Origin of the sequence: Bradyrhizobium sp. ISRA442, assembly GCF_038085055.1 — a bacterium.
Taxonomy (GTDB): domain Bacteria; phylum Pseudomonadota; class Alphaproteobacteria; order Rhizobiales; family Xanthobacteraceae; genus Bradyrhizobium.
In genome coordinates, this window is the sequence record NZ_JALGCN010000014.1 from 16,679 (window position 1) to 37,808 (window position 21,130).

The following is a 21,130-nucleotide window of genomic DNA, read 5'->3' on the forward strand; positions in this document are numbered from 1 at the left end:
GCCAGGATCCATTACCACAGGCCTTCGTTGTGTCGGGCGGTGGCTGCCATTTGCGCCTCTTACCGAGACACGGGGTAATGGGTCCTGGCTTTCGCCAGGACGACAGTGACTTACTGCAACACCTCAAAAAGTCCCGCCGCGCCCATGCCGCCGCCGACGCACATGGTGACGACCGCATACTTGGCGTTGCGACGGCGGCCCTCGATCAGGGCGTGGCCGGTGAGGCGCGCGCCCGACATGCCGTAGGGATGGCCGACCGCGATCGCGCCGCCATTGACGTTGATCTTGTCAGGGTCGATGCCGAGCTTGTCGCGGCAGTAGAGCACCTGCACGGCGAAAGCCTCGTTCAATTCCCAGAGACCGATGTCATCGACCTTCAGCCTGTGGCGTTTGAGCAGCCGCGGCACGGCGAAGACCGGACCGATACCCATCTCGTCCGGCTCGCAGCCGGCGGAGACGAAGCCGCGGAAGATACCGAGCGGCTTCAGCCCGCGCTTGGCGGCTTCCTTGTCGCTCATGATCACGCAGGCGCTGGCGCCGTCGGAGAGCTGGCTGGCATTGCCGGCCGTGACGGTGAAACCTTCGCCGCGCACCGGCTTGAGGCCGGCGAGGCCTTCGGCCGTGGTTTCGGGACGCGGGCCTTCGTCCTGCGACAGCGTGACGTCCTTGAAGGAGACTTCGCCGGTGGCCTTGTCGGTCACGGCCATCTTGGTCGCAATCGGCGCGATCTCATCCTTGAACTTGCCGCCCTGCTGGGCGGCCGCGGTGCGGTGCTGGCTCTCCAGCGAATACTCGTCCTGCTTCTCGCGCGAGATGCCATAGCGCTTGGCCACGACTTCCGCCGTGTCGATCATGGGCATGTAGACCTCGCCCTTGATCTTGAGCAACGCCGGATCCTGGGCGTGGAAGCCGTTCATCTTGTCGTTCTGCACGAGGCTGATCGACTCGCCGCCGCCGCCGACCGCGATCTCGACGCCGTCGAAGATCACAGAGCGCGCGGCGAGCGCAATCGCCTGCAGGCCCGAAGCGCATTGCCGGTCGATGGTGGTGCCGGCCACGGTGACGGGCAGGCCGGCGCGCAGCAGTGCCTTGCGCGCGATATTGCCGCCGGTCGCACCCTGCTGGAGGGCCGCGCCCATGACGACGTCCTCGATCTCCTTCGGATCGATTTTTGCGCGTGCGACCGCTTCGCCGATGGCGTGGCCGAGCAGGGTTGCGCCCTCGGTGACGTTGAGCGCGCCGCGATAGGCCTTGCCGATCGGGGTGCGGGCGGTGGAAACGATGACGGCGTCGGTCAAGAGCGACCTCCTGATGCGAGTTGCTGCATGGATTGTGAGGGTTTTTGCTGCTGGCGCAGTTCGTGGCGCGACAGCTTTCCGACCGGCGTGCGCGGCAGGTCGTCGACGAACTCGACCGCGGCCGGCAATTCGTGTTTGCCGACCTTGCCGGTGAGCTGCGCGCGCAGCTCGTCGAGCGAGAACGACTTTGCATCCGGCCTGAGCTTGATGAAGGCCTTTGCGGCCTCGCCGCGATACTGGTCGGGAATGCCGAGCACGATCACCTCGTGCACGCCCGGAATGGTGTAGATCGCCTGCTCGATCATCTGCGGATAGACGTTGAAGCCGCCCGAGATGATCATGTCCTTCTTGCGGTCGACCAGGAAGAAATAGCCGTCTGCATCCATATAACCGATGTCGCCGGTCAGGAACCGACCGTCGGCAAAGGACTCGGCCGATTCCTTCGGCTTGTTCCAGTAGCCCTTGGTGACGTTCGGGCCCTTGATGCGGATCTCGCCGACCTCGCCCGGAGGCAGCACCTTCGTGGGATTGTCCAGCGCGACGACGTCGAGCTCGATGCCGGGCAGCATCAGGCCGATCGAGCCGGGCTTGTCCGGACCTTCCGGCGGATGGCCGGTGCCGGGCGAGCAGGTCTCGGTCATGCCCCAGCCGCTCCGCAACTTCTTGCCGACCTTGCTCTCGAAGAATTTCGCCACCTCGACCGGCAGCGGCGCGCCGCCGGAGCCGATCGCGTTCAGCGAGGAGAAGTCGCGCTTGGCGAGATCGGGCAGGGCGGCGATTGCGATCCACATCGTCGGCACGCCGGGGAAATAGGTTGCGCGCTTGACCTCGATGTCGCGCATCACGGCTTCGACGTCGAAGCGTTGATGGAGCGAGATCAAATTGCCGCGGCGGAGCGAGGAGAGCAGCACCACGGTGAGCGCGTAGATGTGGAACAGCGGCAGCACGCAGATCACGCGCTCGATGACGTCGCCGCGCGCGGCGCGCGCCGGCTTGCCCCAGACGTCGTAGATCGAGACGGCGGAGGTGAGATTGCCGTGCGTGAGCATCGCGCCCTTGGGCAGGCCGGTGGTGCCGCCGGTATATTGCAGCAGCGCGACGTCGTCGGCGGTGACGACCGGCCACTCCGCCGGCGCGGTAGCGCCATCGGTGAAAGTCTTGAAGGTGACGATGCGGGGATCGCTCGGGATCGCCGCCTGCGGCGTGCCGACCTTACCCCAATTGTCGTCCTCGCAGACGACGAGGCGGTCGATCAGGCCCTTGTCGAGGAATTTTAGCGCGGTCGGCAGCAAGGCCTGGAGGTTCGAGGTGACGAGCACCCGCGAGCCGGAGTCAGCGACCTTGTGCGTCAGTGCGATCTCGCCGTCGAGCGGCGAGAGATGCGCAACGCGGGCGCCGGCCTTCAGCGCGCCGAAGAAATTGACGGGATGGTCGGGCGTGTTGCCGAGGAACAGCGCGACCGACGAGCCCTTGCCGCAGCCGGCGCGCAGGAAGGCCGCAGCCGCGCGCTCGGCCATCGCCGCCAGCTCGGCGTAGCCGATCTGCCGGTCGCGAAACTCCAGCGCAGTGCGTGCGCCGTGATCGGCGGCGGCCCTCGACACCAGGTCAGGGAGCGTGCCTTGGACGATGGTGTCGTCCCACCGCACACCCTCGGGATAAAACTGTTCGCCGGGATGGGTCATTGACGATCGATACTCTGCAAAGCGGGTGCAACGATGTCGCGTGAGGTGGGCGCCAGCGGAAGGGCTCCCTTCCCCCTTGCGGGGAAGGGTTGGGGAAGGGGGTGCCACGAACGCCGGCGTTGCCTGGGGCTACCCCCCTCCCTGGCCCTCCCCCGCAAGGGGGGAGGGAACGGAGAGAGTGTGCCAGTCGACATCACGCCGCTTTCGATGCCGCCGCCAGCGAGGCGAACGTCTTGCCTTCGGCCGCGAGCTTCTTCAGCAGCGGCGCGGGCTCGAGGCTCGGGTCGTTGGTCTCCTTGGCGTAGAAGGCGAGACGATCGGCGATGTGCTTGAGGCCGACCGTATCGGCCCAGAACATCGGGCCGCCGCGGTAGATCGGCCAGCCATAGCCGTAGAGCCAGACCACGTCGATATCGGAGGGACGCGCCGCGATGCCTTCTTCCAGGATCTTCGCGCCCTCGTTGACCATCGGATACATCATGCGCTCGAGGATCTCCTCGTCGCTGACGACGCGCTTCTTGCGCCCCAAGCGCAGCAGCGTCTCGTCGATCAGCTTCTCGACCTCCGGATCGGGCAGCGGCGCGCGCGAGCCCGCCTCATACTTGTAGTAGCCCTTGCCGGTCTTCTGGCCGAAACGGCCGGCCTCGCACAGCGCGTCCGCGATCTCCGACTTGATGCCGCGGTCCTTGCGCGAGCGCCAGCCGATGTCGAGGCCTGCGAGGTCGCCCATCGCGAACGGCCCCATCGGCATGCCGAATTTTGTCACCACAGCGTCGACCTGCTGCGGCAGCGCGCCTTCGAACAGCAGCTTCTCGGACTGCTTGCTGCGCTGTGCCAGCATCCGGTTGCCCACAAAACCGTCGCAGACGCCGACCACGGCCGGCACCTTGGCGATCTTGCGCGCGATCGAGACGGCCGTGACCAGCGCATCCGGCGCGGTCTTGTCGGCGCGCACGATCTCGCACAGCTTCATGACGTTGGCCGGCGAGAAGAAGTGCATGCCGAGAACGTCCTGCGGACGCTTGGTCGATTTTGCGATCTCGTCGATGTTCAGATACGAGGTGTTGGAGGCGAGCACCGCGCCAGGCTTGGCGAACTGGTCGAGCTTGCCGAACACTTCCTTCTTCACCGCCATGGTCTCGAAGACCGCCTCGATGACGAGGTCGGCATCTCCGACATTCTCGATGCCGACGACGCCGTTGATCAGCGCCATGCGCTTGGCGGGCGCATCCGCCGGGATGCCGCCGCGCGCCGCGGTCGCCTCCCAGTTCTTCTGCATGATGCCCATGCCGCGCTTGAGCTGCTCCTCGCCGGTCTCGATCAGGGTGACGGGAATGCCGGCGTTGGCAAAGGACATCGCGATGCCGCCGCCCATGGTGCCGGCACCGAGAATGGCGACGCGGTTCACCGTGCGCGACTTGGTGCCCTCGGGCACGCCCGCGATCTTGTTGGCCTCGCGCTCGGCGAAGAACGCATAGCGCTGCGCCTTGGACTGGTCGCTGGCGACGAGCTTGAGGAAGCCTTCGCGCTCCTTCTTCAGACCCTCGTCGAACGGCAGGTCGATGGCATAGCCGACGGCATCGGCCGCCGCGAACGGCGCTTCCAGGCCGCGCGACTTCTTGGTCATGGCGGCGACCGCATTGGTGAAGATCGAGCGGTCGGCCTTGGCGGCGGCGAGCTTGGAGTCGTCGTCGCGCAGGCGGCGCAGCGGACGCTTCTCGGCGAGCAGTTTGCGGACAAAGGCTTCGCCGCCGGAGGCGGGGCCGTCGACGATCTCCTCGATGAGACCGTTCTTCAGCGCCTCAGTCGCCCCGATCGGATCGCCGCCGACGATCATCTTGACCGCGAGCTCCGGCCCCACTGCGCGCGGCAAGCGCTGGGTGCCGCCGGCGCCCGGCAGAAGGCCGAGCTTCACCTCGGGAAGGCCGAGCTTGGCCTCTTTCACGGCCACGCGGAAATGACAGGCCAGCGCGACCTCGAGACCGCCGCCGAGTGCGGTGCCATGGATCGCGGCAACGACCGGCTTCGGCGAATTCTCGATCTCCGAGAGCACGTCGTTGAGGGCGGGGGGCTTCGGCGGCTTGCCGAATTCGGTGATGTCCGCACCGGCGATGAAGGTGCGCCCGGCACAGGTCAGAACGATGCCCTTGATCGCGGGATCGGCGACCGCGGCCTTGATGCACTCCAGGATACCGCCACGGACTGCGGCACTCAGTGCATTGACCGGAGGACTGTTCACCGTGACGATCCCGACTTCGTCATGACGCTCAAGCTTGACCACTTCGCTCACGGCTTCCCTCCTTGGTGGGGATTCACTTTTGTTCGATTTCGCGGTGCGGAATTTAATTCCGCATCTTGACGGCAGGGTTATTTTGAAGCACGAGCCTTGTCAACGACTCCGCGCAAGAAGCAGATCAGGGATGAAGCGTACAGGAAAGAAGACTGCGACCGATCGAAATTTCGTCGTCGCGCTTTCCCGCGGACTTGATGTGTTGCGCGCATTCCAACCCAGCGACGGACTTCTCGGCAATCAGGAGATCGCGGCCCGCACCAACCTGCCAAAGCCGACGGTATCACGGCTGACCTACACGTTGACGAAGCTCGGATATCTTACTCCGGTTCCCCGTTTCGAGAAGTATCAGCTCGCGCCGGCCGCGATGGCGCTCGGCTACACCGCGTTGGCCAATCTGGGTGTTCGGCATTTGTCCGAACCATTCCGCGAGGAAGTCATGCGCGCGACGGGCGGTGCGGTCGCTGTCGGCGGCCGCGATCGCCACAGCATGATCTATTTCGGGCAGAGTCGCGGCAGCGAGACGGTCGGCGTTCAACTTGACGTCGGCTCCCGCGTGCCGATTGCAACCAGCGCGATGGGCCGCGCCTATTTCTGGGCGCTTGAGGAAGACGAGCGCGCGGAACTGCTGCGCGATCTGCGTGAACATTACGGCAGCCGCTGGCCCAAGCTGCGCGAGGGGCTCGAACGCGCCGGCGAGATCGTCGCGAAGCACGGCTTTGCGATCTCGGTCGGCGACTGGCACGACGACATCGGCGCCGCAGGCGTCGCGCTCAAGCTGAACGACGGAACCGGTCCCTATGCTTTCAATTGCGGTGCGCCCGCATTCCGTTTCACGGAAGAGCGTTTGATCAACGACATTGGACCGCGTCTGCTCGCAATGGTAAGGAACATCGAAGCGGCGCTCGGGGGTCTGGTGCCGCATTCAAAAAAACAAGACAGCAAAAAGCTGAAATCAGGAGGAAAAGTTGCGCGTGTGGCCGAGGGGATCAGATAGCCATTGTCATTGCCGGGAACGGCTCGCGCCGTCCCTCAGCCCACTGAATGGTGTGGGCGAGACGAGATGACGCAGGCACAGCTCGCGCAGGGGACATCGCCTCTGCTCGCGGTTCGCGACGTCAGCGTCGTGTTCGGCGGCATCGTCGCGCTCAACGGCGTGTCCTTCAACATGCACAAGGGTGCGATCCTCGGATTGATCGGCCCCAACGGCGCCGGCAAGACCACGCTCTTCAACTGCCTCTCGCGGCTGTATCAGCCGTCGTCCGGCGACATCCTGATGGAGGGCGTGAGCATCCTGTCGCGCCCTCCGCACCGGATCGCCGAGATCGGCATCGGCCGCACCTTTCAGAACGTCGCGCTGTTTCCGAACCTTTCGGTGATGGACAACGTCCGCGTCGGCGCTCATTCGAAGACCTCCAGCGACATCATCAGCGACTCGCTTCGGCTGGCTTGGGTTCGGCGCAGCGAGGCCGACGTCAACAAGAAGGTCCACGAGATCCTCGCCTATCTCAATCTCGAGGAAGTCGCCCACACGGTCGTCTCGGGCCTGCCGTTCGGCACGCAGAAGCGCGTCGAATTGGCACGGGCGTTAGCTGCCGATCCGAAGATCCTACTGCTCGACGAGCCGGCCGGCGGCCTCAATCATGAGGAAGTCTATGTGCTCGGCGATCTCATCCGCCGCATTCGCGACGATCGCCACATGACCGTGCTCCTCGTCGAACATCACATGGGCCTCGTGATGTCGATCGCGGACCACGTCGTCGCATTGAATTTCGGCAAGAAGCTCGCGGAAGGCACGCCCGCCCAGGTGCAAGCGGATCCCGATGTCATCAAGGCCTATCTCGGGAGCAAGGACCAATGACGACGCTGCTCAACGTCAAGGATCTGCGCGCCTATTACGGCCAGGTCCAGGCCCTTCACGGCCTGTCCTTCTCGCTCAACGAGGGCTCGCTGACGACGCTGCTAGGAGCCAACGGCGCCGGCAAGACCACCACGCTGCGCGCGATCTGCAACATGGTGCGCTCCACCGGCGCGATCGAGTTCGACGGCAAGCCGTTGAACAATCGCTCCACGGAAAGCATCGTGCGGTTCGGCATCGCCCACGTTCCGCAGGGCCGCGGCACCTTCACTAACATGACCGTGGAGGAAAACCTGCAGTTGGGAGCGATCACCCGCAAGGACAATGCCGGCATCGTCGCGGACATCGAGCGCATGTACGCGCATTTCCCCGTGCTGAAGCAGCGGCATACCCAGCAGGCCGGCACGCTGTCCGGCGGCGAACAGCAGATGCTGGCGGTTGCCCGCGCGCTCATGCTGCGGCCGCGGCTGATGCTCCTGGACGAACCGTCCTTCGGGCTCGCGCCGCTGGTCGTGCGGGACCTCTTCGGGATCCTCGGCAAGATCAATCGCGAGGACAAGGTGTCGATCCTGGTGGTCGAGCAGAACGCGCAGCTCGCACTCGAGCTCGCCGACCATGCCTATGTGATCGAGACTGGCCGCATCGTGATGTCGGGCAATGCCAAGGACGTCGCGAACAACGAAGAAATCCGCAAATCCTACCTGGGTTACTGAGGAGCGGCACGATGGAGCTTTTCACCAACCAAATCCTGGCTGGGATTGCCACCGGCGCCATCTACGCCTGCATGGCGCTCGCCGTGGTCATGATCTACCAGGCGATCGACCATCTCAACTTCGCGCAAGGCGAGATGGCGATGTTCTCGACCTTCATCTCCTGGCAGTTGATGCAGTGGGGCGTGCCTTACTGGGGCGCCTTCGTGATCACGCTGGCGCTCTCCTTCGTCGGCGGCATCGCGATCGAGCGCATCCTGTTCAAGCCGCTCGCCAAAGCGCCGGTGCTGACCAACGTCGCCGGTTTCATCGCGCTGTTCGCGATCATCAACTCCTCGGCCGGTCTGATCTGGGATTTCACCATCAAGCAGTATCCGACCCCGTTCGGCTCGGCGCCGTTCCTGGGCAGTCAGCTCATCTCGACCCACCAGGCTGGTATGATCGGCGTCACCCTGCTGCTCCTGGTCGGGCTCTACTTCTTCTTCCAGTACACGCGCATCGGTCTCGCCATGCGGGCCGCCGCCTCATTGCCTGAATCGGCCCGCCTCGTCGGCATCAACACGAGCTGGATGATCGCGCTCGGCTGGGGCATGGCGGCTGCGATCGGCTCGATCGCCGGCATGCTGATCGCACCGGTCGTGTTCCTCGAGCCCAACATGATGGGCGGCGTGCTCATCTACGGCTTTGCCGCCGCGGTGCTCGGCGGATTGTCGAGCCCGTTCGGCGCCGTGGTCGGCGGCTTCCTCGTCGGCATCTTCGAGAACCTCGCCGGCACCTACATCCCCGGCGTCGGCAATGAGCTGAAGCTCCCGATCGCGCTCGCGCTGATCATCTCCGTCCTGGTCGTCAAACCCGCTGGCCTGTTCGGCCGGCACATCGTCAAGCGAGTTTGATCATGAGCGCCGCAGAAGAAGTCGTCGCAGAAGGCCATCAGGCGGTCGAGGCCGTTCCGAAGCGAGCCATGACGCTGGGTACCGGCACCTCCATCGTGGTGCTGCTGCTGCTCCTGGCCGTGCCACTGTTCGCCAAGAACTTCATCATCTTCCAGTTGACCCAGTTGCTGTATCTGGGGCTTGCCGTGCTGGCGTTGAACATCCTGACGGGTGGCTCAGGCCAGTTCTCGCTCGGCCAGAGCGCGTTCTATGCCATCGGTGCCTACGTCACCGCGGTGCTGATGGAGCAGTTCAACGTCAACTACGCGCTGTGCCTGCCGATCGCCGGCGTACTCTGCTTCGGGGCCGGCTTCTTGTTCGGCCAGCCGGCGCTGCGGCTCTCCGGCGTCTATCTGGCGCTTGCGACCTTCGCGCTCGCAACCGCCATGCCGCAGCTTCTGAAGCTGAATTTCCTCGAGCACTGGACCGGCGGCGTACAGGGCCTCGTCGTCACCAAGCCCGATGCGCCGTTCGGCCTGCCGATGTCGCAGGACATGTGGCTCTACTACTTCACGCTCGTCGTCACGCTGGCGATCTACATTTTGTCGGTGAACCTGTTGCGCTCCCGGTCGGGCCGCGCCTTCATGGCGATCCGCGACAATGAGATCGCCGCCTCCGCGATGGGCGTCAACGTCGCGCTCTACAAGACGCTCGCCTTCGGCGTCTCAGCCGGCATCACCGGCGTCGCCGGCGGCCTCAGCGCGATTGCTGTGCAGTTCGTGGCACCGGACAGCTTCACCATCACGCTCGCGATCCAGCTCTTCCTCGGCATGGTCGTCGGCGGCGTCGGCTGGCTGCCCGGCTCGATCGTCGGCGCCGCGTTCATCATCTTCGTCCCGAACATCGCCGAGGGCATCTCCAAGGGCCTCTCCGGCGCGGTGTTCGGCGTGCTCCTGTTCCTCGTGATCTACCTCGTGCCGCATGGCGCAAGGCAGGCCGCGATCCTGGGCCAGCAGCTCGCTGGCAAACTCAGAAAGAACTGAAGAAACTTTAGTGAAGGAGACCAAATTGCTTCTTGGAAGAACACTGCGAACCGCCGCGCTGGTTACGGCAACGGCGGTCATCACTTTCACCTCCGGCGCAGCACTCGCCCAAAAGAAATATGACACCGGCGCTTCGGACACCGAGATCAAGATCGGCAACATTATGCCGTACAGCGGTCCGGCGTCGGCCTATGGCATCATCGGCAAGACCGAAGAAGCCTATTTCAAGATGATCAACGAGAAGGGCGGCATCAACGGCCGCAAGATCAATTTCGTCACCTATGACGACGCCTATTCGCCGCCGAAGGCGGTCGAGCAGGTGCGCAAGCTCGTCGAGAGCGACGAGGTGCTGGCCGTGTACAATCCGCTCGGCACACCATCGAACACCGCGATCCAGAAATATCTCAACGCCAAGAAGATCCCGCAGCTCTTCGTCGCCACCGGCGCCACCAAGTGGAACGATCCGAAGAACTTCCCCTGGACCATGGGCTGGCAGCCGTCCTACCAGAGCGAAGCGCAGATCTACGCGAAGTGGCTGATGAAGGAGAAGCCTGACGCCAAGGTCGCGATTCTCTATCAGAACGACGATTTCGGCAAAGACTACCTCAAGGGCACCAAGGACGGACTCGGTGCCAAGGCTTCGTCCATGATCATGCTGGAGGAGAGCTATGAGGTGTCCGAGCCGTCGATCGACGGTCACATCGTCAAGATCAAGGCCGCGAATCCCGACGTGCTCCTGATCTATGCCACACCGAAGTTCGCGGCCCAGACCATCAAAAAGACCGCCGAGCTGGGCTGGAAGCCACTCCAGATCCTTACCAACGTCTCGATCTCGGTCGGCAGCGTGATGAAGCCGGCCGGCTTCGACAACGGCCAGGGCGTGCTGTCGGCAGCCTATGCCAAGGACTCCACCGATCCGCAATGGAACAACGACCCTGGCATGAAGAAGTGGAACGAGTTCGTCGACAAGTACATGCCGGGCGCCGACAAGACCGACACCGGCATGGTCTATGGCTACGGCGCAGCGCAGACGCTCGCCAAGGTCCTGGAAATGTGCGGCGACGATCTGACCCGCACCAACCTCATGAAGCAGGCGGCGAGCCTGAAGGATTTCGCGACGGATACCCTCCTGCCCGGCGTCAAGATCAACACCAGCGCGACCGACTTCGCGCCGATTTCCCAGCTCCAGATGCAGCGTTTCAAGGGCGAGAAGTGGGAACTCTTCGGCGAGATCATCAGCGGCGACGTCGCATCCGAATAAGGCGCTGGCGTAACAGTCCGGCCTTGCAAAGCTCCCGCGACCGATCGCGGGGGCTTTTTGTTGACGTCAGGCGCCAATCTTGTTCAATGCGGCGCCGATCCAACCGGGGTGGGAGAACAATGACTGCCGTTCGTTTTCAGGTTGCGGCCGTTTCGGCCGTGGTCGCGTTGTGCACTGCGATGAGCAGCCCCGCGCTGGCGCAAAAGAAATACGACAGCGGCGCTTCGGATACCGAGATCAAGATCGGCAACATCATGCCCTATAGCGGTCCGGCCTCGGCCTATGCCGTGATCGGCAAAACCGAGCAGGCTTATTTCGACAAGATCAACGCCGAGGGCGGAATCAATGGCCGCAAGATCAGGTTCATCTCCTACGACGACGGCTACTTGCCGCCGAAGACGGTGGAGCAGGCGCGCAAGCTGGTCGAAAGCGACGGCGTGCTGCTGATCTTCGGCTCGGTCGGCACCTCCACCAACGGTGCCATCCGCAAGTACATGAACGAGAAGAAGGTGCCGCAATTGTTCGTGGCGAGCGGCGCCTCGAAATGGAACGATCCCAAGCAGTATCCCTGGACCATGGGATGGCAGCCCAGCTACGCGAGCGAGGCGCACATCTATGCCAAGTTCATCTCGAAGGAGAAGCCGGACGCCAAGATCGGCGTGCTCTACCAGAACGATGATTTCGGCAAGGATTATCTGAGGGGGCTCAAGGACGGCCTCGGGGCCAAAGCGTCGATGATTGTGCTGGAGGAGGGCTACGACACCTCGGAGCCGGCCGTCGACGAGCATGTCGTGAAGCTGAAGGCCGCGGGCGCCGACGTCCTCGTCAGCATCACCACGCCGAAATTCGCGGCGCAGGCGATCAAGAAGGCGGCCGAGATCAACTGGCATCCGATGCACATCGTTTCGAACGTCTCGGCGTCGGTCGGTGGCGTGCTCGAGCCGGCGGGTCTGGAGATATCGCAAGGCATTCTGTCGGCGACCTATCTCAAGGACGCCTCCGACCCGCAGTGGAACGCCGATGACGGCATGAAGAAGTTTTACAACTTCCTCGCAAAATTTGATCCGAAGGCGAACAAGCTCGATGCGGCCGTGGTGTTCGGCTATGCTGCGGCACAGACCATGGTGAAGGTGCTTCAGATGTGCGGCGACGACCTGACACGCGAAAACATCATGAAGCAGGCGGCGAGTCTGAAGGATTTCGAGCCCGACACGCTCCTGCCCGGTATCAAGATCAACACCGCGCCGGACAATTATGCCCCGATCGAGCAGCTCCAGATGATGCGGTTCAAGGGCAAGGGATGGGAGCTCTTCGGCGATGTCATCTCCAGCGAACTCGGCCACTAGCAGGCCTTGCATCTGTACAACCAAGAGTACGGATGGATTGAGCCAACGCAACTAAAGATCAACTTGTCGGCTCCGCGGCAGGATCTCATCTGCCGGAATATTCCCCATCGCACCGAATAAATCGCGCGCCCTGCGCAGTTCCGCAGGGGGCGTTTTTCTTGCTGGCGAACCCTGAAGGGTATTCAATCTGCCCCGGAGCGAGAGGCAAACCGCCGCTCCCAATCAACAAAAAGCGACACATTCAACCGGATCCTAGGGAGATCAAGATGCCTGCAATGCATGTGCGATTGGGGGCCTTCTCGGCCGCCCTCGCGCTGGCTGCTACGCTCTCGACGGCAGCCCCGGCGCAGAAGAAATACGATACCGGCGCGACCGACACCGAGATCAAGATCGGCAACATCATGCCCTATAGCGGGCCGGCGTCGGCCTATGGGGTGATCGGCAAAACCGAAGAGGCCTACTTCCGCAAGATCAATGCGGAGGGCGGCATCAACGGCCGCAAGATCAACTTCATCAGCTATGACGACGCCTACTCGCCGCCGAAGACGGTGGAGCAGGCACGCAAGCTCGTCGAGAGCGACGAGGTGCTGCTGATCTTCAACTCGCTCGGTACGCCGCCGAACACGGCGATCCAGAAATACATGAACTCGAAGAAGGTGCCGCAGCTCTTCGTCGCCACCGGCGCCACCAAATGGAACGACCCCAAGGACTTTCCCTGGACCATGGGCTGGCAGCCCAACTACCAGAGCGAATCCATCATCTATGCGAAATACATCCTGAAGAACCATCCGAACGCCAAGATCGGCGTGCTCTACCAAAACGATGATTACGGCAAGGACTATCTGAAGGGCTTCAAGGATGGTCTCGGCGCCAAGGCAGCCTCTATGATCGTGCTGGAGGAAAGCTACGAAGTCTCCGAGCCGACCATCGACTCCCACATCGTCAAGCTGAAGGCGAGCGGTGCCGACGTGTTCTTCAACATCACCACGCCGAAGTTTGCGGCGCAGGCGATCAAGAAGAACGCCGAGATCGGCTGGAAGCCACTGCATTTCCTTAACAACGTCTCGGCGTCGCTCGGCAGCGTGATCAAGCCTGCCGGTTTTGAGAATGCGCAGGACATCATCTCCTCGATCTACCTCAAGGACCCGACCGAACCGGAATGGAAGGATGATGCCGCGATCAAGGCTTGGAACGAGTTCCTGGACAAGTACTACCCCGAGGCCAACCGAACCGACGTGTTCGTGATGTATGCCTACATCGTGGCCCAGGGCCTCGTGCACGTGTTGAAGAACTGCGGCGACGATCTGACCCGTGCGAACGTCATGAAACAGGCGGCCAGCATCAAGGACTACGAACCGTTAGGTCTGCTGCCGGGCGTCAAGGTTAATACCAGCCCCACCGACTTTGCCCCGCTTTCACAATTGCAGCTCATGCGCTTCAAGGGCGAAAGCTGGCAACGGTTCGGCGACGTCATCAGCGCCGATGTGAGTGGCTAGCCGGAGAGCGACTTAGGCGCATACGGCCTCGGTGCATACTAAAGAAGCAGCCCCTGGGGCTTTTTCTTGAAGGCGCCAACCAAATCGTATTGAATTGCGGCCGCGTCGCCAAAAACACTCAAGTCAAGAAAAGGAACGCACACACCAAGAAAATAGGGAGATAGGAATGCCCGCTGTCACCGGCAAACTTGCGGCCGCGTCACTGGCGCTCGCGCTCATTGCGGCCTCGACCTCCACTGTATCGGCGCAAAAGAAATACGATACCGGCGCGACCGATACCGAGATCAAGATCGGCAACATCATGCCCTACAGCGGACCGGCTTCCGCCTACGGCATCATCGGCCGCACCGAAGCCGCTTATTTCAAGAAGATCAACGACGAAGGCGGCATCAATGGCCGCAAGATCAACTACATCAGCTATGACGATGCCTATTCGCCACCGAAGACGGTGGAGCAGGCGCGCAAGCTGGTCGAGAGCGACGAGGTGCTGTTCATCTTCAACTCGCTCGGCACACCGCCGAACTCGGCGATCCATAAGTACATGAACTCGAAGAAGGTGCCGCAGCTCTTCGTCGCGACGGGCGCCACCAAGTGGAACGATCCGAAAGACTTCCCCTGGACGATGGGCTGGCAGCCCAACTATCAGAGCGAGACGCAGATCTACGCGAAGTGGCTGCTCAAGAACAAGCCCGATGCAAAGATCGCCGTGCTCTACCAGAACGATGATTACGGCAAGGACTATCTGAAGGGTCTCAAGGACGGCCTCGGCTCCAAGGCCTCCTCGATGATCATCGCCGAAGAGAGCTATGAGACCTCCGAGCCGACCATCGACAACCACATCGTCAAGCTGAAGTCGACCGGCGCCGACGTCTTCATGAACATCACGACGCCGAAATTCGCAGCGCAGGCGATCAAGAAGAACGCCGAAATCGGCTGGAAGCCGCTGCACTTCCTCAACAACGTCTCGGCCTCCGTCGGCAGCGTGATGAAGCCCGCCGGCTTCGAGAACGGACAGGACATCATCTCAGCCGACTATCTGAAGGACGTCTCGGATCCCGAATGGGCCAACGATCCCGGCATGAAGGATTTTCTGGCCTTCATGAGCAAATACTTCCCCGAGGGCGACAAGCTCGATAAGGGCACGATCGTCGGCTACGCCGTGGCGCAGACGCTCGTGCAGGTGCTGAAGCAGTGCGGTGATAATCTCACGCGCGAGAACATCATGAAGCAGGCGGCAAGCCTGAAGGACTTCCGCACGGAGGCGCTGCTGCCCGGCATCCAGATCAACACCGGACCGAACGACTTCGCGCCGATCAGCCAGCTCCGGCTCGAGAAGTTCAAGGGCGAGCGGTGGGAGCTGTTCGGTGACGTGATCAGCGCCGATGTAGGCGGCTAGACTTGCCGCGTCACAACATCCAGGATGAGGGTGGGTGCCTGTGACGCAGCAGAGCTAGCGGTCTGAAAGACCAAGGCTGGAAGCCCCCCGCGGGACCGCCGCGCGGGGCTTTCAGTTGCGTGCGGATTATCGTCACGCGATTGCACAATCGAATGATCGCAAAGCCCGCTTACGCTTTCCCGCATGATGCGCTAGGCAGGTGAGTGGCGAGCCGCATCGCGCACTCGCCGGTCACTCCAGTCCGCCGAAGGCCCTCGCCAATGACCGATCGACGTCCTCTTCTCCGTGCGCTCTACGATGCTGCCGTCGCCGCCGCCCATCCCGACGTGGTTCTGGCGCCGCACCTGCGGCCCATCCCCAAGGGGCGCGTGATCTGCCTTGCCGCCGGCAAGGGCGCTGGCGCCATGGCTGCGGCTGCGGAGCGGCACTATCTCGACGAACTCCATCTTGCGCCGGAGCGGCTGGTCGGCATCGCCACCACCCGCCACGGCTATGGCGTGCCGACGCGGCGCATCCGGGTGGTCGAGGCTGGACATCCCGTGCCCGACGAGGCCGGCCTCAAGGGCGCCGCCGATACCCTCGAGCTCGCGCGACAGGCCGGGCCGGACGATCTTCTCCTGGTGCTGCTCACCGGCGGCGGCTCGGCAAACTGGATCGCGCCGGTCGAGGGGATCAGCTTCGCGCAGAAGCAGGCGGTCAACAAAGCGCTGTTGCGCTCCGGCGCGCCGATCGGCGAGGTCAACACGGTGCGCAAGCACCTGTCGCGCATCAAGGGCGGCCGGCTCGCGCGTGCGGGGCGGAACGCCGCCGAGATCGTGACGCTCGCGATCTCCGACGTGCCGCATGACGAGGCCTCCGCGATCGCCTCCGGGCCCACGGTGCCGGATCCGACCACGCTTGCGGATGCGCGTGCCATCGTGGCGAAGTACGGGCTTCAGATCGACGAAGCCGTGCGCCGCGCGCTCGACGATGCCGGCAATGAAAGCTGCAAACCGGGTGACGCAGCCTTCGCGCGCGCGCATTTCGAGCTGATCGCCCGCCCGAAGCAATCGCTCGACGCAGCAGTGAAGCTCGCGAAAGAGGCGGGCTTTGAGACGATCGATCTCGGTGCCGATCTCGAGGGCGAGGCGCGCGAAGTCGCGGCCGATCACGCCAAACGCGCGCTGCAGGCGCGCGCGGCCGGCAAGCGCGTCGCGATCCTCTCCGGTGGCGAGCTCACGGTGACCGTGCGCGGCAATGGGCGCGGCGGCCCGAACCAGGAATACGCGCTGGCGCTTGCGGATCTGTTGAAGGACACCACCGGCATCGCGGCGCTGGCCGGCGACACCGACGGCGCCGACGGCGGCGCTGGTAAGCCCACTGATCCTGCCGGCGCGCTGATCGACGCGGCGACATTTGTGAAGATGAGGGCGCAGGGGCTGGAGCCGCAGGCCTACCTCGCCAACAATGATGCCTCCGCGTTCTTCGAAGCGACCGGCGACCTCTTGCTGCCGGGCCCGACGCTGACCAACGTGAACGACATCAGGGTGATTTTGGTGGATTGAAGCGCGCTTGATCCGGCGTCGTCGCGGGGCCAGCCCTCGACGCGCTGTCGTTCCCCGCGAAAGCGGGGAATCCAGTACGCCGCGGCGTCTCCGTATCCTCGCACTGTCTCTGGAATACTGGATCGCCCGATCAAGGTCCGGCGATGACGCCGGGAATGTGGCAAGCGTGCCGCGTCATTGCGAGCCGCTCACCCCTTCCCGCCGACGTGCTCGAGCAGCGCGAGCAGGCCCTTCAACAAGTCCGTCGGCGACGGTGGGCAACCGTTGATGTGCAGATCCACCGGCACGACCGCGGACACGCCGCCGACGCTCGCGTAGCTGCCTTTGAAAATGCCGCCATCGATCGCGCAGCCGCCGACCGCGACGACCCATTTCGGATCGGGCGTCGCGTTGTAGGTCCGCTCCAGCGCCTGCCGCATGTTCTTGGTCACGGGACCTGTGACCAGCAGCACGTCGGCATGGCGCGGCGAGGCGACGAAGCGCAGGCCGAAACGTTCGATGTCGTAGAAGGCGTTGGACAGCGCGTGGATCTCCAGCTCGCAGCCGTTGCAGGACCCGGCATCGACCTGGCGAATGGCAAGAGAACGCCCAAGCCTGGCCTGGGCGGCGCGGTCGACCTTCGTTGCAAGCTCTGCCAGCGCCGAATCGTCCGGCGCCGGCGCGGGCTCCGTCAGCGAACCATGGGTGAGGCTTTCGAGCAGGGTCTTGCGCATGGTTTAGAGGTCCACGCCCGAATAGGAACAGTTGAACGACTTATTGCAGAGCGGGAAGTCGGCAATGATGTTGCCCTCGATCGCGGTTTCCAGCAGCGGCCACTGGAACCACGACGCGTCGCGCAGGTGGCAGCGTTCCACGCGCAACGCGCCATCGAGCCGCAGCCACACCAGAACGTCGCCGCGGAAGGCCTCAGTGAGCGTCATGCCTTCACAAGCACCGTGGCCGATCCTGGCAGGTAGCGCTGTTTCGAGCTCTCCCGGCCCAAGTTGGTCGAGGATCTGCTCGATCAACACGATGCTCTGCTCGACCTCGCGGATTCTGATCCAGACCCGCGCGTTCACGTCACCGGCCTGCAGGACCGGCACCTCGAACGATAACGCGTGGTAAGGCGGGTAGGCAGTCGCCCGCCGCGCATCGAAATCGCGGCCCGAGGCGCGGCCGACATAACCGCCGGCGCCAAACTGGCGCGCATATTCCGCCTTCACGATGCCCGTGGTGACGGTGCGGTCCTGTAGGGACGCCGTGTTGTCATAGAGCTCGATCAAGCGCGGAAAGACCTTTTGTAGTTCCGCGAGCAGCGCGCGTAGCGCGGATACGCCGTCCGCCGCAATGTCGCGCGTCACGCCACCGGGCACGATGACATCCATCATCAGGCGATGGCCGAACGCGACATTCGCAGCGCGCAAGCAGCGCTCACGCAAAATGCCGGTCTGGGCATGCATCAGCGCGAACGAAGCGTCGTTGCAGATGGCCCCGATGTCGCCCAGATGATTGGCGAGCCGCTCCAGTTCCGCCATCAGCGCCCGCAAAAGGGTCGCCCGTCTCGGCGCCTCGATCTGCAGTGCCGCTTCCACGGCACGCGCAAAGCCGAAGGCATAGGCGACGGCGCTATCGCCGGAGGTGCGGTTGGCGAGTTTTGCCGCGGCCTCGAGGCTCGCGCCCTGCATCAGCGACTCGATGCCCTTGTGGGTGTAGCCGAGCCACTGCTCCAGCCGCACCACATGCTCGCCATTGGCGGTGAAGCGGAAATGGCCGGGCTCGATGGTCCCGGCATGGACGGGGCCGACCGCCACCTGATGCAACGCCTCGCCCTCGGCCGGCAGGTATTGGTACGGCCGTGCGTCGCGCGATGTGTTGCGGCCGGAGAGCGGATAGGATTTGCCCCAGGCATAGTGGTCGAGCCATGGCCGCAGATCGTCGGCGAGGGTTGGAGCAAGGCCGAACAGATCATGGATGGTCCGCTCCAGCCGCAGCGCCGGCGGATGACGGCTGGCGACGCTCGGAAATGTGCCGGCCGTACACTCATAGCTGACGACCGCGATCTCGGCCGAGCCTGCATCGAGCATTGCCATATGCACCGCGGTCGGCTCGCCCCAGAAGCCGAGCAGTGTGAGGCCTCCCTCGACCAGTCGATCGATCGCCGCCTGCCAGCCCGCCTCCGTCACGACCGCGCGCGGCCAGGGCCGGTGCGACAACGCCGCACTGACATGGGGGATGCCGTCGAGGATGCCCATCGCTTACCCCAGGAGCTTCGCGACGTTCTGGAATCCGGTGACCAGCGCCGGCGGCAGATAGATGCCGGCCATCAGCACCAATCCGAGATGCGTGAACATTGGCACATAGGAGGCTTCCGCGGGCGCGGTCTTGCCTTTCGCCTCGCCGAACATCACCGCGCCGACCCGCAAGAAGAGCCCGCCGAGCGCGATGATGATGCCGAGTACCAGGATTACCGTCAGCCAGGGGGCGCGGGCGAAAGTCGAGCTCACCACCAGAAACTCGCTCATGAAGATGCCGAGCGGCGGCAGCCCGACGATGGCGATGACGCCGAGCATCAGGCCCCAGCCGAGCGCGGGGTTGGTCGCCGTGAGCCCGCCGATATCGGCGATCTTCTGTGTGCCCTTGACCTGTGCGATATGGCCGACCGCGAAGAAGATCGCCGACTTGGTCAGCGAATGCATGGTCATGTGCAACAGCCCTGCGAAATTCGCGAGCGGCCCGCCCATGCCGAAGGCGAAGACGATGATGCCCATATGCTCGATCGAGGAATAGGCGAACATCCGCTTGATGTCGCGGCGCCGGTACAGCATCAGCGCGGCGAAGATCACCGAGATCAGGCCCATGGTCACCATCAGCGGACCCGGCGCGATCGCCGCGGAGTTGACCGCGAGCATCATCTTGAAGCGCAGGAGCGCATAGAGCGCGACATTGAGCAGCAGGCCGGACAGCACCGCCGAGATCGGCGTCGGGCCCTCGGCATGCGCATCCGGCAGCCAGGCGTGCAGCGGTGCGAGGCCGACTTTGGTGCCGTACCCGAGCAGGAGGAAGACGAATGCGACGTTGAGCAACGCCGGGTCGAACTGTGCGGCGTGCTTCACCAGCACCGTCCACACCATGCCGTCCAGCCCCTCGCCCACCACGGGGCGAGCCGCCATATAGACCAGAATCGTGCCGAACAGCGCGAGCGCGATGCCGACGCTACCGAGGATGAAATATTTCCAGGCGGCTTCCAGCGCCTCGTGGGTGCGGTAGATGCCGACCATCAGCACGGTCGTCAGCGTCGCCACCTCGACCGCAACCCACATCAGGCCGATATTGTTGGCGACGAGCGCGAGGTTCATCGCGAGCATCAGCGTCTGGTACATCGCGTGGTAGAAGCGCAGGAAGGCCGGCGCCAGGCGCCCGGTCTCGATCTCGTGCTGGATATAGCTCGCGCTGAACACCGATGTGGTGAAGCTGACGAAGGTGGTCAACACGATGAAGACCTTGTTGAGGTCGTCCACCAGCAGATACTGCCCGGACACCGGCTCGACCACGAACAGGGAGAGCGAAGTAAGGAAGGTCGCGAGCGCTGCCACCACGTTCAGCTTCGCCGTCTGCCGGTAGCCGGGCAAAATGGCCAGCAGCGCGGCCGAGACGGCCGGGATCAGGAGGATGGCGCTGAGGGCGTCGATGCTCATCGCCGCTCTCCGCGAAAACGATCAAGCGCCTGCACGTCCACGCTGTCAAAACGCTCGCGGATGCGGAACAGGAAGATGCCGATCACGATGAAGGCGATCAGCACCGAGAAGGCGACGCTGATTTCGACCACCAGCGGCATGCCCTTGGCGCCGGTTGCCGCCAGAACCAGCCCGTTCTCCAGCGACATGAAGCCGACGACCTGGCTCACGGCGTTGCGCCGGGTGACCATGATCAGGAGCCCCAGCAGCACCACCGACAGCGCGAAGGCAAGGTCCTCGCGCGCGAGTGCATCGGCACCTGGCGTCACCCGCAACATCACCACCATCGACAGCGCGACGAGGCCGATGCCGGCCAGCATGGTCAGCCCGATGCCGATCACGTTCTCGATCTCGCGGTGGATGCCGAGTCGCCTGATGATCCGGTGCAGCGCCACCGGGATGATGATGGCCTTGAAGACGAGCGCGATCAGCGCCGTGAGATAGAGATGCGGCGCTTGCTGCACATAGGCCTGCCAGGCCACCGACAGCGCCAGCACGCCGGCATGCAGCGCATAGACATTGAGCAGCGCATAGAGCCGGTCCTGGTAGAGCATCATGAAACTCGCTAGCACAAGGGAGCCGGCGAGCAGGTGGGCGATGTCGAATTGCAGGCTGCTCATC

17 protein-coding genes are annotated in these 21,130 nt (G+C 63.7%); 10 read left to right on the forward strand and 7 right to left on the reverse strand.

The genetic code is table 11. The features are described 5' to 3' along the window. Positions 1–110: 110 nt before the first annotated feature. The 3 genes from MTR72_RS26180 to MTR72_RS26190 form a co-directional block, all read right to left on the reverse strand. Entirely contained in the window at positions 111–1,298 is a 1,188-nt protein-coding gene (locus tag MTR72_RS26180; protein WP_341511548.1) for an acetyl-CoA C-acyltransferase, read from the reverse strand. Then, the gene (pimA, locus tag MTR72_RS26185; RefSeq protein WP_280966886.1) at positions 1,295–2,980 is read right to left on the reverse strand and encodes a dicarboxylate--CoA ligase PimA; all 1,686 of its coding nucleotides are present in this window, start codon (positions 2,978–2,980) and stop codon (positions 1,295–1,297) included. Before pimA ends, MTR72_RS26180 begins: the two co-directional genes overlap by 4 nt. Positions 2,981–3,173: 193 nt before the next feature. Continuing rightward, complete coding sequence (locus tag MTR72_RS26190) at positions 3,174–5,270, reverse strand: 3-hydroxyacyl-CoA dehydrogenase NAD-binding domain-containing protein (RefSeq protein WP_280966885.1); 2,097 nt, start codon at positions 5,268–5,270, stop codon at positions 3,174–3,176. Between the two features lie 130 nt (positions 5,271–5,400). Here MTR72_RS26190 and MTR72_RS26195 point away from each other — a divergent pair, with 130 nt between their 5' ends. The 10 genes from MTR72_RS26195 (at position 5,401) to MTR72_RS26240 (ending at position 16,796) form a co-directional block, all read left to right on the forward strand. After that, positions 5,401–6,267 (forward strand): IclR family transcriptional regulator, encoded by an 867-nt coding sequence (locus MTR72_RS26195; protein ID WP_280971139.1) that lies wholly within the window; start codon positions 5,401–5,403, stop codon positions 6,265–6,267. Between the two features lie 66 nt (positions 6,268–6,333). Further along, entirely contained in the window at positions 6,334–7,131 is a 798-nt protein-coding gene (locus MTR72_RS26200; RefSeq protein ID WP_280966884.1) for an ABC transporter ATP-binding protein, read from the forward strand. Further along, the gene (locus MTR72_RS26205; protein ID WP_280966883.1) at positions 7,128–7,841 is read left to right on the forward strand and encodes an ABC transporter ATP-binding protein; all 714 of its coding nucleotides are present in this window, start codon (positions 7,128–7,130) and stop codon (positions 7,839–7,841) included. Before MTR72_RS26200 ends, MTR72_RS26205 begins: the two co-directional genes overlap by 4 nt. Before the next feature lie 11 nt (positions 7,842–7,852). Further along, positions 7,853–8,731, forward strand: coding sequence for a branched-chain amino acid ABC transporter permease (locus tag MTR72_RS26210; protein WP_280966882.1), 879 nt, complete (start codon positions 7,853–7,855; stop codon positions 8,729–8,731). A 2-nt stretch (positions 8,732–8,733) separates the two neighbouring features. Continuing rightward, entirely contained in the window at positions 8,734–9,753 is a 1,020-nt protein-coding gene (locus MTR72_RS26215) for a branched-chain amino acid ABC transporter permease (protein WP_280966881.1), read from the forward strand. Between the two features lie 25 nt (positions 9,754–9,778). Beyond that, positions 9,779–11,014, forward strand: coding sequence for an ABC transporter substrate-binding protein (locus MTR72_RS26220; protein WP_280966880.1), 1,236 nt, complete (start codon positions 9,779–9,781; stop codon positions 11,012–11,014). A 119-nt stretch (positions 11,015–11,133) separates the two neighbouring features. Further along, positions 11,134–12,360, forward strand: coding sequence for an ABC transporter substrate-binding protein (locus tag MTR72_RS26225; RefSeq protein ID WP_280966879.1), 1,227 nt, complete (start codon positions 11,134–11,136; stop codon positions 12,358–12,360). 266 nt (positions 12,361–12,626) lie between these two features. Continuing rightward, the gene (locus tag MTR72_RS26230; RefSeq protein WP_280966878.1) at positions 12,627–13,856 is read left to right on the forward strand and encodes an ABC transporter substrate-binding protein; all 1,230 of its coding nucleotides are present in this window, start codon (positions 12,627–12,629) and stop codon (positions 13,854–13,856) included. A gap of 166 nt (positions 13,857–14,022) precedes the next feature. After that, complete coding sequence (locus MTR72_RS26235; protein ID WP_280966877.1) at positions 14,023–15,252, forward strand: ABC transporter substrate-binding protein; 1,230 nt, start codon at positions 14,023–14,025, stop codon at positions 15,250–15,252. Between the two features lie 260 nt (positions 15,253–15,512). Next, complete coding sequence (locus MTR72_RS26240) at positions 15,513–16,796, forward strand: glycerate kinase type-2 family protein (RefSeq protein WP_280966876.1); 1,284 nt, start codon at positions 15,513–15,515, stop codon at positions 16,794–16,796. A gap of 188 nt (positions 16,797–16,984) precedes the next feature. On the opposite strand, the gene MTR72_RS26245 is transcribed toward MTR72_RS26240, so the two are convergent. The 4 genes from MTR72_RS26245 to MTR72_RS26260 are packed head-to-tail and all read right to left on the reverse strand — an operon-like array spanning position 16,985 to position 21,129. Beyond that, entirely contained in the window at positions 16,985–17,509 is a 525-nt protein-coding gene (locus tag MTR72_RS26245; RefSeq protein ID WP_280966875.1) for an NADH-quinone oxidoreductase subunit B family protein, read from the reverse strand. Between the two features lie 3 nt (positions 17,510–17,512). Continuing rightward, on the reverse strand, positions 17,513–19,027 hold the full coding sequence (locus tag MTR72_RS26250; RefSeq protein WP_341511549.1) for a hydrogenase large subunit: 1,515 nt from the start codon (positions 19,025–19,027) through the stop codon (positions 17,513–17,515). A gap of 3 nt (positions 19,028–19,030) precedes the next feature. Further along, positions 19,031–20,470 (reverse strand): hydrogenase 4 subunit F, encoded by a 1,440-nt coding sequence (locus MTR72_RS26255; protein ID WP_280966873.1) that lies wholly within the window; start codon positions 20,468–20,470, stop codon positions 19,031–19,033. Then, complete coding sequence (locus MTR72_RS26260) at positions 20,467–21,129, reverse strand: hydrogenase-4 component E (protein WP_280966872.1); 663 nt, start codon at positions 21,127–21,129, stop codon at positions 20,467–20,469. Before MTR72_RS26260 ends, MTR72_RS26255 begins: the two co-directional genes overlap by 4 nt. Position 21,130 lies beyond the last annotated feature (1 nt).

What these genes read in the sequence shown, in the direction of transcription:
- MTR72_RS26245 (WP_280966875.1), bottom strand. Translation starts at nt 17,509, where the DNA reads ATGCGCAAGACCCTGCTCGAAAGCCTCACCCATGGTTCGCTGACGGAG.
- MTR72_RS26200 (WP_280966884.1), top strand. Translation starts at nt 6,334, where the DNA reads ATGACGCAGGCACAGCTCGCGCAGGGGACATCGCCTCTGCTCGCGGTT.
- MTR72_RS26235 (WP_280966877.1), top strand. Translation starts at nt 14,023, where the DNA reads ATGCCCGCTGTCACCGGCAAACTTGCGGCCGCGTCACTGGCGCTCGCG.
- MTR72_RS26215 (WP_280966881.1), top strand. Translation starts at nt 8,734, where the DNA reads ATGAGCGCCGCAGAAGAAGTCGTCGCAGAAGGCCATCAGGCGGTCGAG.
- MTR72_RS26255 (WP_280966873.1), bottom strand. Translation starts at nt 20,470, where the DNA reads ATGAGCATCGACGCCCTCAGCGCCATCCTCCTGATCCCGGCCGTCTCG.
- MTR72_RS26240 (WP_280966876.1), top strand. Translation starts at nt 15,513, where the DNA reads ATGACCGATCGACGTCCTCTTCTCCGTGCGCTCTACGATGCTGCCGTC.
- MTR72_RS26230 (WP_280966878.1), top strand. Translation starts at nt 12,627, where the DNA reads ATGCCTGCAATGCATGTGCGATTGGGGGCCTTCTCGGCCGCCCTCGCG.
- MTR72_RS26225 (WP_280966879.1), top strand. Translation starts at nt 11,134, where the DNA reads ATGACTGCCGTTCGTTTTCAGGTTGCGGCCGTTTCGGCCGTGGTCGCG.
- MTR72_RS26210 (WP_280966882.1), top strand. Translation starts at nt 7,853, where the DNA reads ATGGAGCTTTTCACCAACCAAATCCTGGCTGGGATTGCCACCGGCGCC.
- MTR72_RS26260 (WP_280966872.1), bottom strand. Translation starts at nt 21,129, where the DNA reads ATGAGCAGCCTGCAATTCGACATCGCCCACCTGCTCGCCGGCTCCCTT.
- pimA (WP_280966886.1), bottom strand. Translation starts at nt 2,980, where the DNA reads ATGACCCATCCCGGCGAACAGTTTTATCCCGAGGGTGTGCGGTGGGAC.
- MTR72_RS26250 (WP_341511549.1), bottom strand. Translation starts at nt 19,027, where the DNA reads ATGGGCATCCTCGACGGCATCCCCCATGTCAGTGCGGCGTTGTCGCAC.
- MTR72_RS26195 (WP_280971139.1), top strand. Translation starts at nt 5,401, where the DNA reads ATGAAGCGTACAGGAAAGAAGACTGCGACCGATCGAAATTTCGTCGTC.
- MTR72_RS26205 (WP_280966883.1), top strand. Translation starts at nt 7,128, where the DNA reads ATGACGACGCTGCTCAACGTCAAGGATCTGCGCGCCTATTACGGCCAG.